Here is a 17,455-nt window from a genome sequence, read left to right on the forward strand (position 1 = left end):
ACGACGCGTTCCCGCCGACCCGGCTGCGGGTCCGGGGCGGCCGGTCAGCTCGGCGCCGTCTCCACCTCCGGCACGGCCTGCGCGGCCCGGCCACGGCGTTCGGTCGACACCACCAGGGCGACGCCGATCACGATCAGGCCGCCGGCGCCGAGCATGGCCGCCGTCACACTCTCCCCGACCACGGCGACCCCGAGCAGCACGGCCACGACCGGGTTCACGTACGCGTACGTGGACACCAGCGAGATGGGCGCGTTGCCCAGCAGCCAGACGTACGACGTGAAGCCGACGAGCGAGCCCACCAGGATCAGGTAGGCCAGCGCGAGCCAGGACCGGCCGCTGACGGCGGCCAGGTCCAGGCGCTCGCCCAGGCCGGTGCCGATGATCAACAGTCCGACGCCGCCGACGGCCATCTCCACGGTGCTCGCCGCGAACGGGTCACGCGGCATGGGGATGCGCCCCGACAGGAAGGAGCCGATCGACCACGACAGCGACGCCACCAGGATGATGATCACCCCGAAGGGGTCCGACCCGGTGCCGCCGCCGAGCGAGATCCCGGCCACGCCGACGAACCCGACGAACACCCCGGCGAGCGTGAGCACCTGCGGCCGGTCGCGGAACACCGTGCGCAGCATGACCAGCCAGAGCGGGACCGACGCGACCAGCAGCGCGGCGAGCCCGCTCCCGATGTGCCGCTCGGCCACCGCGACCATGCCGTTCCCGCCGGTGAGCAGCAGCAGGCCGACGAGGCCCGCCCCGCCCAGCTCACGCTTGGTGATGCGGAAGGGCTCCCGCCCCTTGCGGAGCAGCAGCACCACGCCGAGGATCAGGGCGGCCGCGACGAAGCGCAGGCCGCCGCTCACCATGCTGGGCAGGGTCTCGATGGCGATGCGGATGCCGAGGTACGTCGACCCCCACACGATGTAGACCGTCGTCAATGCCAGCCAGACCCGCATGCCATGAGTGTTCTTCCCCATGGCTCCTTACGATAGCGGGGCGCATCCTGACTCAGCGGTTGAGTTTCTCCACGATGAGCCGGTAGAGCTGGCGCGGCCGCCCCGGAGCGGGCGTGCGGTTCGGCGGAAGCGGCCACGCGAGTCCCTCGTCCACCAGCGTGCGCAGCAACCGCCGGGCGGTACGCGGGGTGACCCCGAGCATCTTGCCCGCGCTCTCGGCGTCCACCACGGTGTCGCCGCCCTCCAGCTTGGCCGCGAGCCGGGCGAGCACCTCGACGCCCTTCGGCTTGGCCGTACCGGCCGCGTGCGGAGGCATCCGGGGCGGCGGCACCAGCGCTCGGCCCTCCCGGTCCACCGCGAAGCCCTGGGAGTTCTTCGCCCCCTGGCTGCGCCCCATCGCGCCGCGGGCGTGCGTCTCGGCGTCGTGCGTGGTCCGGCCCATGCCGACCCCCACCTCGACGGCCAGACCCAGCTCGTCCCTGATCTTCGCGGCGAACGGCAGGATCCGGAACCCGTCCGTCGCGGCCGCGATCGAGCCCCGCGAGGCCACCACCAGATAGCTGTGGTCGTCGATCGGCCACACGCTGGAGTTGATCCGGTTGGCCTCCTGGACGAGCAGGCGGTGCAACGACAGCCGCAGCTCGTCCCGCCAGTAGCGCGGCGCCGCCCGCCGCACCGGCTCGCGCAGGGTGGGGACCTCCACCAGCACGACCGTGAGCTGCGACTCCTCCAGCCGGTGGTGTGCCCCGAGTAGCGCCGCCGTGTGCAGCGCCGTACGGACCGCGGCCGCGGTGGGGCGGATGCGCACCACGGGCAGGCCGGCGGCCGACAGCCGGTCCGCCACCCCGGGAACGCAGGTGAGCGCCCCCGTGGACGAGCCCTGCCGGATCAGGCGCTCGTGGAAGGCGGCGATCACGCCCGCGGCTCCGGGTTCGTCGCGGCTGTGCACCCCGTCCGACGGCAGGCCGAGGTCCGCGTACGCCTCCTCGATCTCCGCGCGGCCGAGCACGTCCACGCTCACCCGCCGCGGGTCGATGCGCTCGTCCATCGCCGCCTGGGCGATCGCCGCGGACAGGGCGGCGCCGCCGAGTTGTACGTGAGTGGCGGGCATGGTGAGCACCCCGGCGCGCCGAGCGATCTCGTACGGCGCGGGGCTGGAGAACAGGCAGGCGTCCACGTTCGGGCCGAGCCGGGTGACTTTGTCGGCCGCCTCCTGCTCGTCCCGGTAGGCGGCCGCCACGAGGCGGCACGGCACGGGCGCGGCCGCATGACCCATGAGCATCACTCGCTCGACCAGATCATGCGGCCCCACCACACCGATAGTGAGATCCGGAGTCATCGTGCCCACCCGTGACCCGCGCGGATTCTCTTCCGTGCGCTCGACCAATGTCTGTCCCATCCGCTGACCGTTTCCGAATTCGTTGAAGCTCTCTTTGGAACGATCGCGTGTGACGGCCGTAATGTCACGCCCAAATTTGCCGGAATTCCGTTCTACATAGGGCCCTCGGCGTGGCCAATCAGAACGTTCCGGCAGCTCAGGTGGGCAAAATTGCTCTCTGGGATCAGTCGGCGGCCAAAGAGGAAATCTGGCGTTCCACATCTGCCCCGAGCGCCTGCATACGCTGCGCGAGATGAGCGTGACCGCGATCGATGAGATAACCCGAGTCGATTGTCGTCTCGCCTTCGGCGCACAGCCCGGCGAGCACGAGCGCGATGCCCGAGCGGAGATCGTGCGCGGTGACCTCGGTGCCGTGCAGCGGGGTCGGGCCGTGCACGACGGCACGGCTGCCGTCGACCTCGATATTGGCGCCCATCTTGTTCAGCTCGCCGGCGAGTGCGAAGCGCCCGTCGAAGATCCGCTCGTGGATGTAGCTGGAGCCGTCCGCCAGGCAGGCGACCGTCATCAGCGGCGACTGCAGGTCGGTGGCGAACCCCGGATAGGTGTCGGTGATGACGTTGATCGGCCGGAGCGCGCGGTCCCTGCGGACGTTCAGCACCGCGCCGTCGGTGGCGAACTCGACGCCCATCTGCTCCAGCTTCCACCGGACCACGCCGAGGTGCTCAAGGGAGGCGCCGACCAGGTTGACCTCGCCACCGGTGATCGCGGCGGCCATGGCGAACACACCGGCGTCCAGCCGGTCGGGCATGACGGTGTGCTCGACCGCGGTCAGCTCGGTGACGCCCTCGACGGTGATGAACCCGGTGCCGCCGCCGTGGATCCGCGCGCCCATCCGGGAGAGCATGTTGATGACGTCGAGCACCTCGGGCTCGAGGGCGGCGTTCTCGATCACGGTGGTGCCGCCCGCCAGGCTGGCCGCCATGATCAGGTTCTCGGTGCCGGTGTGCGAGGGGGTGTCGAGGTACAGCGGCGCGCCGGCCAGTCCGGCCGCCTTGATGTGGATGACCGTCTCGCCCTCGTCCACGACCGCGCCGAGCCGCTTGTAGCCGAGGTAGTGGAAGTCCAGGTTCCGGCTGCCGAGGTTGCAGCCGCCCACGCCCTCGATGATCGCCTCGCCCAGCCGGTGGAGCAGGGCCGGGACGAACAGCACCGAGCCGCGGAAGCGCCGCGCGATCTCCGCCGGCAGCACCGGGCTGGTGAGCTGGGACGCGTCGATGACCAGCGTCCGCTCCGCCTCGTGGAACTGCACCTTGGCGCCGACCGCCTGAGCCAGCTCGACGGCGCGGCGCACGTCCTCGATCACGGGCACGTTGCGCAGCACCGTCTGGCCCTCCGCCGCCAGCAGCGCCGCGCCGATCATGGGGAGCACGGCGTTCTTCGCGCCCTGGATGAAGGCGGTTCCGCGCAGTACGTTGCCTCCGCGCACGCGGTAACGGACCATCGATGAGACTCCTATTTCAAGGGTGGGGAAACTCGCATGAGGCGGCGGCCGAGGCTGACCAGGGTAGCCGCTGAGACGGGCGTTTCGAGGGGGAACTACCCGCGGAAGGTGCGGCCGGTCAGCCGCTCGTACGCCTCGACGTACCGCTGCCGGGTGCGCTCGACGATCTCGTCGGGAAGGGGCGGCGGCGGCTCGTCGGAAGACCTGTCCCAGCCTGACTCGGGGGAGGTCAGCCAGTCGCGGACGAACTGCTTGTCGAACGACGGCTGGGACCGGCCGGGCTGCCACTCCTCCAGCGGCCAGAAGCGGGAGGAGTCGGGGGTGAGCACCTCGTCGCCGAGGACGAGGGCGCCGTCGGCGTCCCAGCCCAGCTCGATCTTCGTGTCGGCGAGGATGATGCCGCGCTCGCGGGCGATCTCGGCGCCGCGCGTGTAGACGTCGAGCGTGATGCGCCGCAGCCGCTCCGCGACGTCCGCCCCGACCTCCTCGACGACCTGCTCGTACGTCATCGGCTCGTCGTGCTGGCCGATGGGGGCCTTCGTCGACGGCGTGAAGATCGGCTCGGGCAGCCGTGAGCCGTCGGTCAGCCCGGAGGGAAGGCGCACGCCGGAGACCACGCCGTCGCGGCGGTAGTCGGCCAGGCCTGAACCCGTCAGATAGCCCCGCGCGACGCACTCCACCGGGACCATCCGCAGCCTGCGGCACAACACGGCGCGGCCGGCGAACTCGGCGGGCACGTCGGTCGAGACGACGTGGTTGGGGACCACGTCCGCGAGCTGTTCGAACCACCACAGCGAGAGCTGGGTGAGGATCACGCCCTTGTCGGGGATGCCGGGCGTGAGGACGTGGTCGAACGCGGAGATCCGGTCCGAGGCCACCATCAGCAGCAGCCCGTCCTCGGTCTCGTACAGATCGCGGACCTTGCCGGAATGGAGGTGCTTCACTATGCCATTTTGCCAGTGGTTCAGACCTCTTTGACGACCGGCCCGAAACCCGCGTGACCGGCCGCCGGAGGAGCGTTCCCCTCCGGCGGACCCGCCTCGGCCGTACCGGCCCCTACGCCTCGACGGCGCGCAGCGCGATGTCGGAGCGGTGGTGCGAGCCGCGCAGCCCGATGCGGCCCACCAGCTCGTACGCCCGCGTCCGCGCCTCGGCGAGATCCCGGCCGGTGCCCACCACGCTCAGCACCCGGCCGCCGCTGGAGACGACCCGCCCCTCGGCGTCGAACGCCGTCCCCGCGTGCAGCACGTACGCCCCGGGAACCTCCGCGTCCAGGCCCTCGATCACGTCGCCCTTGACCGGCTCACCGGGGTAGTTCTCCGCCGCCACCACCACGGTGACCGCCGCGCCGTCCCGCCAGCGGAGCGGCCCGTGCGCGGCCAGCCCGCCGGTGGCGCAGGCCAGCAGCAGCTCCGCGAGCGGCGTCTCCAGCCGGTCGAGCACGACCTGCGTCTCCGGGTCGCCGAACCGGGCGTTGAACTCGATCACCCGCGGCCCCTTCGCGGTGAGCGCCAGACCCGCGTAGAGCACACCCGTGTACGGCATGCCGCGCGCCGCCAGCTCCGCCACCGTCGGCAGCACGATCTCGGACATGACCTGCTCGGTCAGCCCGTCCGGAGCCCACGGCAGCGGCGTGTACGCGCCCATGCCCCCCGTGTTGGGCCCCGTGTCGCCGTCCCCGGCACGCTTGAAGTCCTGCGCCGGCTGGAGCGGCACGGCGGTCTCACCGTCACACAGCGCGAACAGCGAAACCTCGGGGCCGTCGAGGTACTCCTCGATGACGACCCGCCCGCACGCCGCCGCGTGCGCGAGCGCCTCGTCCCTGTCCCCGGTCACCACGACACCCTTGCCCGCCGCCAGGCCGTCGTCCTTCACCACGTACGGCGCGCCGAACTCGTCCAGCGCCGCCGCCGCCTCGTCCGGCGTCGTACACGTGTACGCGCGGGCGGTCGGCACTCCGGCCGCCGTCATCACGTCCTTGGCGAAGGACTTGGACCCCTCGATCGCGGCCGGCTCACTCGACGGACCGAAGCACGGGATTCCCGCGGCCCGCACCGCGTCGGCCACGCCCGCGACCAGCGGCGCCTCCGGACCGACCACCACGAGGTCCGCTCCGAGCGAGGCCGCCAGCTCCGACACGGCGGCGCCGTCGGTCGGCGTCACCTTGTGCAGGGTCGCCACCTGAGCGATGCCGGCGTTGCCGGGGGCACAGTGGACTTCCGAAACGGACGGGTCGAGCTGCAGCCCACGGCACAGGGCATGCTCGCGACCACCGGATCCAATGACTAGAACGCGCACCCGCCGAGTTTACGACGCGCCCCTCGCGTGACGGCCGGCCGTCGTGATGATCGATCGACACTTGAAGTCCATGTGATCCGGGGTGCTTGGCGGCTTTTGTGGGGAAGTACCTGATCAGGGCGAGGGGGGCCGCTATCCTAGAGGCAAGCCAGGCAGATGTGATAGGTTAGCCCAGCTTTGCTGTGTCTCGTGGCGATTGGAGGTGGTTCGGGTGTCTTCTGGTGATCCCGTCAGTACGTGCCCGCGCACGTGCGACGTGCGCATTCCCGACCACCTGATCTGTGAGCCCGAGGGGCAAGCTCACGCCTGAAAAAGGGGTGACATCGCGTCGCGCGTGGAGCGTGCCGGCTCGGGCGGGAAGGGTCCGCCATGCGCTCCTCAACTCTTTTTCCACTCATTTCGCGGCACACGCGGGTGACCCCGCCGCGGTTGGTCAAGCCCGCCGCCAAGGCCATGCCTGAGAAGTCCGTCGCCGAGCGCTGCGTGCCGCCGAGCAGCTCGCTCCTCGAATACGGCGCGTACGTCGCCGGCGAGAAGGTCGAGGTCGCCGGCATCCCCGAGGCGGTCCGCCTGGTCCGCGAGCACAACGACGGCAGCACCACCCCCGACGCCTATGTCTGGGTCGGCCTCTACGAGCCCGCCGCGCCCGAGGTGGAGTGGCTCGCCGAGGTCTTCGGCCTGCACCCGCTCGCCGTCGAGGACGCCATCAAGGCCCACCAGCGGCCCAAGGTCGAGCGGTACGGCGACTCCCTCTTCGTCGTGCTCAAGACCGTCGCCTTCATCGACCACCAGGAGCCCACCGCCACGAGCGAGATCATCGCCATCGGCGAGATCATGGTGTTCGTCGGCCCCGACTTCGTCGTCACCGTACGGCACGGCAAGCAGTGCCCCCTGGCGGACGTCCGCGAAAAGCTGGAGGACGACGCCAAGCTGCTCGGGCGCGGGCCGACCGGCGTGCTGCACGCCATCGCCGACTTCGTCGTGGACAAGTACCTGTACGTCGCCGACCTGATGCAGGACGAGCTGGAAGACGTCGAGGCCGCCGTCTTCGCCGAGGTCAGTTCCCGGGACATCAACCGGATCTACCAGCTCAAGCGCGAGATGCTGGAGCTCAAGAGGGCCGTCGGACCGCTCCAGACGCCGTTCAACGCCCTTCCCCAGCGGCGCATGATCCCCTCGGAGATGCGCGAGTACTTCCGTGACGTCGGCGACCACCTCTCCCGCGTGTGCGAGCAGGTCCAGTCGTCCAACGAGCTGTCCGACTCGATCCTGCAGGCCGCGCTCGCCCGTTCCAACGCGCTGGCGAACGAGGACATGCGCAAGATCTCCGCCTGGGTGGCGATCATCTCGGTGCCGACGATGATCGCCGGCATCTACGGCATGAACTTCGATTTCATGCCGGAGACCAAGACCGCCTGGGGATACCCGGTGGTGATCGGCCTGATGGTCGTCGCCTGCGCGCTGCTCCATCGCGCCTTCCGCCGCAACGGCTGGCTCTAGTACGCGTTGGGGCGGCCGCGCCCGGTCGTTCCGACGGAGGCTCCGCGCCCGGAAAACCGGTTGTCGGCCCCCATAAGTTGCTGGCATGAACACCGCTGAAACGATCGACTGGAAGAGCGTCTGGGCCGACGACTGCGGCGTGCCGCCGGGTCGCGACCTTGACGATCTGGTGGAGGAACTCGCCGCCGCCCTCCGGGACCCCGACCCGGAGATCCGCGACGGCCACCCGTACAAGGTGCTCCAGACCTGGATCGAGCGTGATGTGATCGGTCCGGAGCGCCGCGCGCACCCGGCCGGAGCCGACCGAAGAGCAGGCGCTCGCGTGGCTCACCTCGATCGAGGCCGACTTCGCCGACGTCCGAGCGCCGATCCCCGCGTACGTGTGCAACTGCCTGCGCACGCTGCGGGACCTGTACGTCCTGGCGGACCTCGGCGTCCGGCGGACCAGATCGGAGCAGCCCACTCCGCTGCCCCATCGCGACGCGATCAAGAAGAGGATCGCCGAGGTGCTGAGACTCCGGTGACCCGCCCGTTCCGGCCGTAGGGCGGCTCGTAGCCGGGGGCGGTCCGCCCGGCGAGGTCAGGTACGCCCGGGGGAGTCCGGAGGGCCTGGGGAACCGAGGGCGGCCAGGCCCCTGATCGTGATGTCGATCGCCTTCCGCGCGGCGGCCTTGATCTCGTCCGGGGAGGCCCCGCTGTCGCGGCTCGTCATGGCGGCGAGCCTGGCCGCGCCGAGGATCGCGCCGACCGCGGCGGCGGCCTCGACGGGATCGAGATCGCCGGGGCAGGACGCGAGCAGGGCGCGGGCCAGGCGCCGCTGGGTGTCGAACAGCAGATGCAGCGCGCGCGCCTGGAGCGCGGGAACGCTCTCGATCAGCCGCGCCCGCCGGTCGGCGAACCCGGGCGTGCGGTCCGGGCCGATGAAGTCGTGGTCCACGTTCTGCCGTGCCGCCCGGACCAGGAGGTCGATCGCCGGCTCGCCGGGCCGGCGGTCCGCGATCACGGCGAGCGCTTCTTCGACCCGTGCCTCGTGGTCGAAGAAGACCACGTCCTCCTTGCCGGCGAAATAGCTGAAGAACGTTCTGGGTGAGATGTCCACGGCGGCGGCGATCTCCGCGATGGTCGTCTCGTCGAAGCCCTTCTCATCGAACAGCCGCAGGGACGCGTCGATCAGTGCGTTCCGCGTGCGGATCTTCTTGCGTTCCCGCAGGCCAGGAGCGTCCGACATATTCTGACTTTACCGCATATATATGTTCATCCATTGCAATTTTGCATTAAATGTTGTTCCGTGATGAGAGGCGACACCACCAGAGTCATCCACCGCGTTCTCCCGCCAAGGAGCCCGTCATGACCGACGCCACGATCCGTCCGGTGACCCTCCCCCTCACGCGTGAACGCCCCTTCGACCCGCCGGAGGCCCTCGGCCTCTGGCGGGAGGAGGATCCCATCCGCCCGCTGGCCTACCCCGACGGCCACCAGGGGTGGCTGGTGACCGGCTACGCGGCCGCTCGTGCCATCCTCGCCGACCCCCGTTTCAGCACTCGCATCGACCTGCTGCACACGCCGGTGGCCCAGCGCGCAGCGCAGTTCCGCTCGACCTTGCGGCGGCCCGGCTTCTTCCTGCGCATGGACCCGCCGGACCACACCCGCTATCGGCGGCTGCTGGCCGGCCAGTTCACGGTCCGCCGCATGAGGCAGCTCGAACCGAGGATCGAGGAGATCACCCGCGACCATCTGGACGCCATGGAACGCACGGGCGCCCCCGCCGACCTCGTACGGTCGTTCGCGCTGCCGATCCCGTCCCTCGTGATCTGCGAGCTGCTCGGCGTGCCGTACGAGGACAGGGAGAAGTTCCAGCGTGACTCGGCGGTGCTGCTCAGCCTGGAGTCCACGCTGGAGCAGGTGGAGGCCGCGATGGACGACCTGCTCGGCTATCTCGACGAGCTGGTGCGGCGCAAGCGGACCGAGCCGGTCGACGACCTGCTCAGCGGGCTCGCGGCCGACACCGACCTGACCGACGAGGAGCTCACCGGCATCACCACGCTGCTCCTCATCGCGGGCCACGAGACGACCGCCAACATGCTGGGCCTCGGCACCTTCGCCCTGCTCCGCAACCCCGAGCAGCTCGCCGCCGTACGCGACGACCCCGAGGTCGCCGAGCACGCCGTCGAGGAGCTGCTGCGCTATCTCACGGTCATCCACATCGGACCGGTGCGCGCGGCCCTGGAGGACGTCGAGATCGACGGTCGTCTCATCAGGGCGGGCGAGTCGGTGACGTTGTCGGTGGCCGCGGCCAACCGCGACCCCGAACGGTTCCCCGAGCCCGACCTGCTCGACGTCACCCGGCCCGGGGGCGGGCATCTGAGCTTCGGCCACGGCATCCACCAGTGCCTCGGGCAGCAGCTCGCCAGGACCGAGATGCGCATCGCCTATCCGGCGCTGCTGCGCCGCTTCCCCGGCCTGCGCCTCGCCGTACCGGCCGAGGAGGTCCCGATGCGGACCGACATGGCGATCTACGGGGTGCACCGGCTGCCGGTCACCTGGTAGGGAAACCGGTGGGGATACCGGCAGAGAAGGGAGAACGATGAGGATCGTCGCGGACACCGGCCGCTGCATCGGCGCCGGGATGTGCGTACTCGCCCTGGGCGAGGTCTTCGACCAGAGCGAGGACGACGGCACCGTCGTCCTGCTCGATCCCGAGCCGCCCGCCTCGAAGGCGGCCGAGGTCAGGCGGGCCGTGCAACTCTGCCCGTCCGGGGCCCTGTCCCTCGTGGAGCCGCCGCCCGGCTAGCCAGGCCGTACGGCGACCGCTCCACTAGGCGACGGCGGTGCGGATGGGGGCGATCGGCGGGGGCAGGGGAAGGCCGCGGGCGGCCCACAGCCGACGCATACGGTCGGGATAGTCGGTGACGACGCCCGCCACGCCGAGGTCGAGCAGCGCGGCCGCCTCGTCGGGGTCGTTGACCGTCCAGACCACGACGGGCAGGCCGCGCTCCGACGCGGCGGCGACCAGCCCCTGGTCGACCAGCGCGCGGTCGGGGGAGAGCACGGTGGCCCCGACGGCCTCGGCCACGGCGGCCAGGTCGCCGCCGAAGTCGGCGGGGTCGAGGCCGTTCATCCAGGCCGGGGCGATGGTGACCTCCTCGACCAGCGCGAACCGCCGGTCGACCATCGTCCGGGCGGCTTCCAGGACGCGCCAGTCGAAGCTGAGCAGGGCGGAGTTCGCGAGCCGGCCGTGCCGGTCGAGCTCCTCCACCACCAGTTCGGTGAACCTGCGGGGGTCGGCCGTCAGGTCCGGACGCTCCGGGTTGGACTTCAGCTCGACGTGCAGCCGGACCCCGTCCGCGCCGTACGCGTCGACGAGGCCGAGAACGGCGCCGAGCGTGGGCATCCGGGTGTCGGGCAGCGGCACCTGGGTGAGCGCGAAGGGGTCGTCCGGGCGCTTCGGCAGCCGGATGCCGACGTCCAGCGTCCTGAGCTGGGCGAGCGACAGGGAGGCGATCGGTTTGCCCACGTAAGGGAACATCTCGTCGCCCGGGACGGCCATCCCGGTGTCCGCGCTGGTCACCGGCGAGACGATCAGGTCGTGGGTCAGCACGATCTGCCCGTCGGAACTCAGGGCGACGTCGAACTCCAGCGCGTCGACCCCGAGTTCCAGCGCGTAGGCCAGCCCGGGGAGCGTGTTCTCGGGCCGCAGCCCGCGTGCCCCCCGATGGCCGTGTATTTCCACGTGTCCATGCACAACGGCGAACCCTACTGGGTGGGCCTTCGCTCCCCGAGCACCCCTACCCCGCCGGGCGCGCATCCGCTCAAACGCCGCGAACCCGAACGGGTGGGGAAAACCCGCTCAGATCAGCGAGCGGATCTGGATGGTCTGGGTGCGGCCCGGACCCACGCCGATCGCCGAGATCGGGGCGCCGCTCATCTCCTCCAGGGCCCTGACGTACGCCTGCGCCTTGGGCGGCAGGTCGTCGAACGTCTTGGCGCCGGTGATGTCCTCCTGCCAGCCGGGCAGCTCCTCGTAGATCGGCTTGGCGTGGTGGAACTCGGTCTGCGTCATGGGGATCTCGTCGTGGCGCACGCCGTCCACGTCGTACGCGACACAGACGGGGATCCGCTCCAGGCCGGACAGCACGTCCAGCTTGGTGAGGAAGAAGTCGGTCACGCCGTTGATCCGCGTGGCGTACCGGGCGATGACGGCGTCGAACCAGCCGCAGCGGCGGTTGCGGCCGGTGGTCACGCCGTACTCGCCGCCGGTCGAGCGCAGCCAGTCGCCCATCTCGTCGGTCAGCTCGGTCGGGAACGGCCCGGAGCCGACCCGCGTGGTGTACGCCTTCAGGATGCCGATGACGCGGGTGAGCCGCGCCGGCGGGATGCCCGAGCCGACGCACGCGCCGCCCGAGGTCGGCGACGAGGAGGTCACGAACGGGTACGTGCCGTGGTCGATGTCCAGCAGCGTGCCCTGGCCGCCTTCGAGGAGGACGACCTTGCCCTCGTCCAGCGCCTTGCTCAGCACCAGCGACGTGTCGGTGATGTGCGGCTTGAGCCGCTCGGCGTACCCGAGGTACTCGTCGAGCACCTTGACCGGGTCGAGCCCGCGCCGGTTGTAGATCTTGGTGAGGATCTGGTTCTTGTCACCCAGGGCGATCTCGATCTTCTGCTTGAGGATGCCCGGGTCCAGCAGGTCCTGCACGCGGACGCCCATGCGCGAGATCTTGTCGCCGTACGCCGGGCCGATGCCGCGACCGGTCGTGCCGATCTTGGACTTGCCGAGGTAGCGCTCGCTGACCTTGTCGATGGCCTTGTGCTGCGGCATGATCAGGTGGGCGTTCGCCGAGATCAGCAACCGGTCGGCGTTGATCCCGCGCGCGGCCAGCCCGTCGATCTCGCTGAGCAGCACGCCCGGGTCCACCACGACGCCGTTGCCGATCACCGGGATCACGTCGGGGGACAGCACACCCGTCGGCAGCAGGTGCAGGGCGTATTTCTGGTCGCCGATGACCACGGTGTGGCCCGCGTTGTTGCCGCCCTGGTAACGAACGACATAGTGGACGTCACCGCCGAGCAGGTCGGTGGCCTTTCCCTTGCCCTCATCGCCCCATTGGGCACCTACGAGAACCACAGCCGGCATGGTCTGACTCCTGCAGCACAAAACGAAAACCCCTGGCGCAAGCGCGACAGGGGCCTCTTGCAACCTGAGACTACCTGAGCCGGTCGGAAAAGGGGATTCGCGGGTCCTCGTGCGGGGGCCCGCCCCTCGCCTCCGGCGTACGGCTCCGCCGGCTCGGGCAGGTCAGTTACCGGCGAGGGCGCGGGCGGCCTCGGCGCTGCTTTCACGCAGGAACTGGGCGCACCGCTCGGCCTCGTCCTTCTCGCCGATCGCCTGCGCGGCGCGGCTCAGCGCGTACAGGCAGCGGAGGAAGCCCTGATTGGGCCCGTGCTCCCACGGGACCGGGCCGTGGCCCTTCCAACCGGCGCGCCGCAGCTGGTCGAGCCCGCGGTGGTAACCGGTGCGCGCGAACGCGTACGAGGTGACGGCGTGCCCGGCCGCGAAATAGTCCTCGGCGAGCGCCGCCCAGGCTTCGGAATAGGCGGGGAAGCGCGCGGCCACGTCGGCCGCCTTGGCGCCGGACTCCAGCATCTGCCGGGCCTCGGCGTTGTCCGGGAGAAGAGTGGGCGGCGGACCGGCCAGGAGGTTTTCGTGCGTTTCCATCGATCGATTCTAACGAGGGGATCGCCGGATTCCTCCGGCGCTGAATCTCTTTGTTTGACGACGTCCGCGCTGTCGCGCGGACGCGGCGTCGCGCGGAGCGGGAACACGCTCCGCGCGACGTTTTCCGGCCCGGCCCAGGAGCCGAATCCGGTGCGGTTCCGAACCCGCTCCGCTTTCCTCGTCCGGCTCGGGCTCGCACTCGGGCGCGATTCCGCACCGGCCCGGATGCGGCTCCCGGCTCGGTTCGGGAACCGGCTCCGGGGTCGCGGGCTTCAGGGTCAGCGGAGCTTGGTGCCCGCCGACTTGAGGTGGGCGCACGCCTCGGCGACACGCGCGGCCATGCCCGCCTCGGCGGCCTTGCCGTACGAGCGGGGGTCGTAGGCCTTCTTGTTGCCGACCTCGCCGTCGACCTTGAGCACGCCGTCGTAGTTGCGGAACATGTGGTCCGCGACCGGGCGGGTGAAGGCGTACTGCGTGTCGGTGTCGATGTTCATCTTGACCACGCCGTACGAGATCGCCTCGTGGATCTCCTCCAGCAGCGAGCCGGAGCCGCCGTGGAAGACCAGGTCGAACGGCTTGTCCTTGCCGAACTTGGCGCCGACGGCCTCCTGGATGTCCTTCAGGACGGTGGGACGCAGCTTGACGTGGCCCGGCTTGTAGACGCCGTGCACGTTGCCGAACGTCGCGGCGAGCAGGTAGCGGCCGCGCTCGCCCAGGCCGACGGCCTCGGCGGTGGCGATGGCGTCCTGCGCCGTGGTGTACAGCTTCTCGTTGATCTCGCCGACGACGCCGTCCTCCTCACCGCCGACGACGCCGATCTCCATCTCCATGATCACGCGCGCCGCGGCGCACTTCTCGATCAGCTCCGAGGCGATGGACAGGTTCTCCTCCAGCGGTACGGCGGAGCCGTCCCACATGTGGGACTGGAACAGCGGCTCCTCGCCCCGGGCGACCCGCTCGCGAGAGATCTCGATCAGCGGCCGCATGAAGCCGTCCAGCTTGTCCTTGGGACAGTGGTCGGTGTGCAGGGCCACGGTCACGGGGTACTTGGCGGCCACCACCCGGGCGTACTCGGCCAGGGCGACCGAACCGGTCACCATGTCCTTGACCGTCGTGCCGGAGAGGAACTCCGCCCCGCCGGTCGACACCTGGATGATGCCGTCGCTCTCCGCCTCGGCGAAGCCGCGCAGCGCCGCGTTCAGCGTCTGGGACGAGGTCACGTTGATCGCCGGGTAGGCGAAGCCGCCCTCCTTGGCCCGGTCGAGCATCTCGGCGTAGACCTCTGGAGTCGCGATAGGCATCGGAAATTCATCTCCTTCTGAGACAGTTACCGGCAGTCGCAAGTATCCCGAAGCGCACGCCGACGTGTGAAGCAGGCTCGGGTCCGCGGCCCGTCTTCTTATCAGTGTGGCCTCATATCCGACCGGTAAGCTCAGGGCGTGGACGTGATCCTGAACCTTCTTGACCCGCAGTGGTGGCTGACCATGCTCGGCGCCTTCGCGACGGTCGGCGTCATCGCGATCATCTTTGCCGAGACCGGGTTGCTCGTCGGTTTCTTTTTGCCCGGCGACTCACTGCTTGTCGCGGCCGGGATCTTCGCTTCGGGCAAGGTGCTCGAGGGTGTCGAGCCCCTGTCACTGCCCACCCTGCTGGTCGGGACGCCGCTGGCCGCGGTCCTCGGCGCCCAGCTCGGACATTTTCTCGGCTCGCGAGTGGGACGCAAGCTTTTCGACAAGCCCGACTCGCGGCTGTTCAAAAAGGAACACGTCGAAAAGGCGGAGTTCTACTTCGAGAAGTTCGGCCCCGCCAGGGCCGTGGTGGTGGCGCGGTTCATGCCGATCGTGCGCACCTTCATGAACCCCGTGGCCGGCGTTCTGCAAATGGACGCGCGCAAGTTCTTCCTGTGGAACGTCGTGGGCGGCGTGGTCTGGGTCGAGGCGCTGCTGCTGCTCGGGTACTTCCTCGGCAGCAAGGTCGAGGGCATCGACAAGTACATCCTGCCCGGCGTCTTCGTGATCGTCGTGCTGTCCCTGGTGCCGATCGTCCGTGAGGTCCTGAAGAACCGGAAGGCAGGCACCGTGCCCGCCCCCAAGGGCAAGCACCACGCCGGACGCTGACCGCTCACCGCACTAAAACGCGATTAATCCCCGTTTGGGTCCTTTTGACCTGTTCGTGGAACCGCTACCCTCCGATGTGTGGGACGCCACAGGTCTGATCCGATGGGGATCGCCCGGCTGGTACTCATCGGCCTGGTGGTCCTGCTCGCGCTGGCCCTCGTCGCCGTCGGAGCGAAATCGCTGATGACGGCCCTCGGCACGGACGACGCCGGGGCCGTCGCCGCCACTCCCGGCGCCTCCACGCCCGGAGATCCGGGAGACACGCCCTCGCCCGCCGGAACGCGTACGGCGACCGTGCGGATCGTGTGCAGCGCCGACCGGTGCCCGGTGTTCGTCCGCATCCCCGGAGGGGACGTGCTGATGGACCGGGACATGACCAGAGGCGAGCAGGCCTCCTATTTCGAACCCGAGCTCGACGTCGTCCTCGGCGACGCGAGCACCGTCACCGTCCTGGAGAACGGGACCCAGCGTCCCCCGGGCGAGGCCGGGGAACGCCAGACGTTCAAGGTGACGAGATCCCCAGATCGCTGAGGCTGTAGGCCGAGCGGTACGGCAGGCCGGTCGCGGCCAGGTTCTCGTCGCCGCCCCGGTGGACGATCGTCGCGATGCCCACCACCTCGGCGCCGGCCTCGCGCAGCGCCTCCACGGCGGTCAACACGGAGCCGCCCGTGGTGGTCGTGTCCTCCACCGCGAGCACGCGGCGTCCCGTCACGTCCGGCCCCTCGATCCTGCGCTGCAGGCCGTGCGCCTTGCCCGCCTTTCGTACGACGAAGGCGTCCAGCGTGCGGCCGCGGGCGTGCGCGGCGTGCAGCATCGCGGTCGCGACGGGGTCCGCGCCGAGCGTCAGGCCGCCGACCGCGTCATAGCCGAGGTCCTCGGTCAGGTCGAGCATCACCCGCCCCACCAGGGGAGCCGCCACGCCGTCGAGCGTGATGCGGCGGAGATCGACGTACCAGTCGGCCTCCTTGCCCGAGGAGAGCACGACCCTGCCGTGCACGACCCCCTTCTTCCTGATCTCGTCAAGCAGCTTCTCGCGGTCGTTCATGGCGCCCAGCCTACGAGGTCGCGGCCACCGCTCCGGAGGTAAGGACCTGTCATCGGTTTAGCCCGCACATGGTCGGCGGAATGATGTGCGGGACGACCGAGTGTAATCGCGAGGTAACAATGAGTGCGGGAACCCGGCAAACCGATGCAGAACTGCTGGACGCGGTGCGGGGCGGCAACGTGTCGGCCTACGCCGCCCTCTTCGATCGCCACGTCACCGCGGCCCGCTCGCTGGCCGGCCAGATGGTCGAGGGCGACACAGGGAGCGACACGGGGGGCGACACGGAGGCCGAGGACATCCTCTCCGAGACCTTCGCGGCCGTGCTCAACGCGATCAGGGGCGGAGGCGGCCCCGAGTCGGCCTTCCGTCCCTACCTCCTGACCGCGCTCCGCCGTACGGCCGCGGGGGAGTGCGACGAGGACGAGCTCGGCACGCCCTACGTGGACCCGGCGTACGCGGGACTGGAGCGCACACCGGTCGCGACCGCGTACTTCTCGTTGCCGGAGCGGTGGCGGATGGTGCTGTGGCACACCGAGGTGGAGACCTGCGGCGCCAAGGAGATCGCCCCGATGCTCGGCCTGTCGGCGAAAGGGATCGCGACCCTCGCGTTCCGGGCCAGGGAGGGGCTGCGGCAGGCGTTCCTGCAGATCCACCTCGACGCCGGGCCGCTTCCCGGTTGCGGCGCGATGGTGGAGAAGATGGCGGCCTACGTCCGGGGCGACCTCGGCCGGAGGGAGACCCGCATGGTGGACGGGCACGTCGCCGACTGCGTCGACTGCCGGACGGTCTTCCTCGAACTGTCCGACGTCGTCCAGGGGCTGCGGGTCGTCGTCGGCCCGCTCGTCGCCGGTCCCTTCCTCACCGGGTATCTCGCCGCGCTGAACGGCGCGGCGGACGCGGGCGGCGAGGCGCGGGAGGGCGGCGTTCGCGGGCGGCTGCGGCGGGTGCCGCTCGCGTACTGGGCCGCCGCCGCGGGGGCGGCCACCGCC

The 17,455-nt window shown here is 70.3% G+C and carries 18 protein-coding genes; 7 read left to right on the forward strand and 11 right to left on the reverse strand.

Features of this window, described 5'->3' with window-relative positions; translation table 11 throughout:
• Positions 1–44 precede the first annotated feature (44 nt).
• The 5 genes from AWQ70_RS34070 to purD form a co-directional block, all read right to left on the reverse strand.
• Positions 45–974, reverse strand: coding sequence for an EamA family transporter (locus AWQ70_RS34070; RefSeq protein WP_067185756.1), 930 nt, complete (start codon positions 972–974; stop codon positions 45–47).
• Between the two features lie 31 nt (positions 975–1,005).
• The gene (locus AWQ70_RS34075) at positions 1,006–2,292 is read right to left on the reverse strand and encodes a transcriptional regulator (protein WP_084518115.1); all 1,287 of its coding nucleotides are present in this window, start codon (positions 2,290–2,292) and stop codon (positions 1,006–1,008) included.
• A gap of 223 nt (positions 2,293–2,515) precedes the next feature.
• A complete protein-coding gene (gene murA / locus AWQ70_RS34080; protein ID WP_067185758.1) occupies positions 2,516–3,793 on the reverse strand; it encodes a UDP-N-acetylglucosamine 1-carboxyvinyltransferase in 1,278 nt (425 codons plus the stop codon).
• Between the two features lie 95 nt (positions 3,794–3,888).
• Positions 3,889–4,737, reverse strand: a complete 849-nt coding sequence (locus tag AWQ70_RS34085) for a phosphoribosylaminoimidazolesuccinocarboxamide synthase (protein ID WP_084518112.1) — start codon at positions 4,735–4,737, stop codon at positions 3,889–3,891.
• Positions 4,738–4,849: 112 nt separating this feature from the next.
• Complete coding sequence (gene purD, locus AWQ70_RS34090; protein WP_067185762.1) at positions 4,850–6,091, reverse strand: phosphoribosylamine--glycine ligase; 1,242 nt, start codon at positions 6,089–6,091, stop codon at positions 4,850–4,852.
• A gap of 429 nt (positions 6,092–6,520) precedes the next feature.
• Here purD and AWQ70_RS34095 point away from each other — a divergent pair, with 429 nt between their 5' ends.
• Positions 6,521–7,591, forward strand: coding sequence for a magnesium and cobalt transport protein CorA (locus tag AWQ70_RS34095; RefSeq protein ID WP_245647282.1), 1,071 nt, complete (start codon positions 6,521–6,523; stop codon positions 7,589–7,591).
• A gap of 380 nt (positions 7,592–7,971) precedes the next feature.
• A complete protein-coding gene (locus AWQ70_RS40740; RefSeq protein ID WP_218004759.1) occupies positions 7,972–8,115 on the forward strand; it encodes a hypothetical protein in 144 nt (47 codons plus the stop codon).
• 56 nt (positions 8,116–8,171) lie between these two features.
• On the opposite strand, the gene AWQ70_RS34100 is transcribed toward AWQ70_RS40740, so the two are convergent.
• Positions 8,172–8,819: a TetR family transcriptional regulator gene (locus AWQ70_RS34100; protein WP_067185766.1), complete on the reverse strand. Its 648-nt coding sequence runs from the start codon at positions 8,817–8,819 to the stop codon at positions 8,172–8,174.
• 119 nt (positions 8,820–8,938) lie between these two features.
• On the opposite strand from AWQ70_RS34100, the gene AWQ70_RS34105 reads away from it, so the two are divergent.
• Both AWQ70_RS34105 and AWQ70_RS34110 read left to right on the forward strand, forming a co-directional pair.
• A complete protein-coding gene (locus tag AWQ70_RS34105) occupies positions 8,939–10,138 on the forward strand; it encodes a cytochrome P450 (RefSeq protein WP_067185769.1) in 1,200 nt (399 codons plus the stop codon).
• 37 nt (positions 10,139–10,175) lie between these two features.
• On the forward strand, positions 10,176–10,382 hold the full coding sequence (locus AWQ70_RS34110; RefSeq protein ID WP_067185771.1) for a ferredoxin: 207 nt from the start codon (positions 10,176–10,178) through the stop codon (positions 10,380–10,382).
• A 24-nt stretch (positions 10,383–10,406) separates the two neighbouring features.
• On the opposite strand, the gene AWQ70_RS34115 is transcribed toward AWQ70_RS34110, so the two are convergent.
• From AWQ70_RS34115 to fbaA, 4 genes are all read right to left on the reverse strand, one after another.
• Complete coding sequence (locus AWQ70_RS34115; protein ID WP_245647283.1) at positions 10,407–11,321, reverse strand: glycerophosphodiester phosphodiesterase family protein; 915 nt, start codon at positions 11,319–11,321, stop codon at positions 10,407–10,409.
• A 117-nt stretch (positions 11,322–11,438) separates the two neighbouring features.
• Complete coding sequence (locus AWQ70_RS34120) at positions 11,439–12,722, reverse strand: adenylosuccinate synthase (RefSeq protein WP_067185774.1); 1,284 nt, start codon at positions 12,720–12,722, stop codon at positions 11,439–11,441.
• Positions 12,723–12,884: 162 nt separating this feature from the next.
• Positions 12,885–13,304 (reverse strand): DUF3151 domain-containing protein, encoded by a 420-nt coding sequence (locus AWQ70_RS34125; protein WP_067185775.1) that lies wholly within the window; start codon positions 13,302–13,304, stop codon positions 12,885–12,887.
• A gap of 278 nt (positions 13,305–13,582) precedes the next feature.
• Positions 13,583–14,605, reverse strand: a complete 1,023-nt coding sequence (gene fbaA, locus AWQ70_RS34130) for a class II fructose-bisphosphate aldolase (protein ID WP_067185778.1) — start codon at positions 14,603–14,605, stop codon at positions 13,583–13,585.
• A gap of 138 nt (positions 14,606–14,743) precedes the next feature.
• Here fbaA and AWQ70_RS34135 point away from each other — a divergent pair, with 138 nt between their 5' ends.
• Both AWQ70_RS34135 and AWQ70_RS34140 read left to right on the forward strand, forming a co-directional pair.
• On the forward strand, positions 14,744–15,421 hold the full coding sequence (locus AWQ70_RS34135; RefSeq protein WP_067185780.1) for a DedA family protein: 678 nt from the start codon (positions 14,744–14,746) through the stop codon (positions 15,419–15,421).
• 78 nt (positions 15,422–15,499) lie between these two features.
• Entirely contained in the window at positions 15,500–15,952 is a 453-nt protein-coding gene (locus AWQ70_RS34140; protein ID WP_157530795.1) for a hypothetical protein, read from the forward strand.
• Here the strand turns inward: AWQ70_RS34140 and AWQ70_RS34145 are convergent.
• Positions 15,924–16,466 (reverse strand): orotate phosphoribosyltransferase, encoded by a 543-nt coding sequence (locus AWQ70_RS34145; protein WP_067185784.1) that lies wholly within the window; start codon positions 16,464–16,466, stop codon positions 15,924–15,926. The genes AWQ70_RS34140 and AWQ70_RS34145 overlap by 29 nt on opposite strands.
• 119 nt (positions 16,467–16,585) lie before the next feature.
• On the opposite strand from AWQ70_RS34145, the gene AWQ70_RS34150 reads away from it, so the two are divergent.
• The coding region (locus tag AWQ70_RS34150) for a zf-HC2 domain-containing protein (protein WP_174552450.1) at positions 16,586–17,455 on the forward strand (870 nt) is incomplete at its 3' end.

This window comes from Microtetraspora niveoalba, from assembly GCF_001570405.1.
Lineage (GTDB): Bacteria > Actinomycetota > Actinomycetes > Streptosporangiales > Streptosporangiaceae > Microtetraspora > Microtetraspora niveoalba.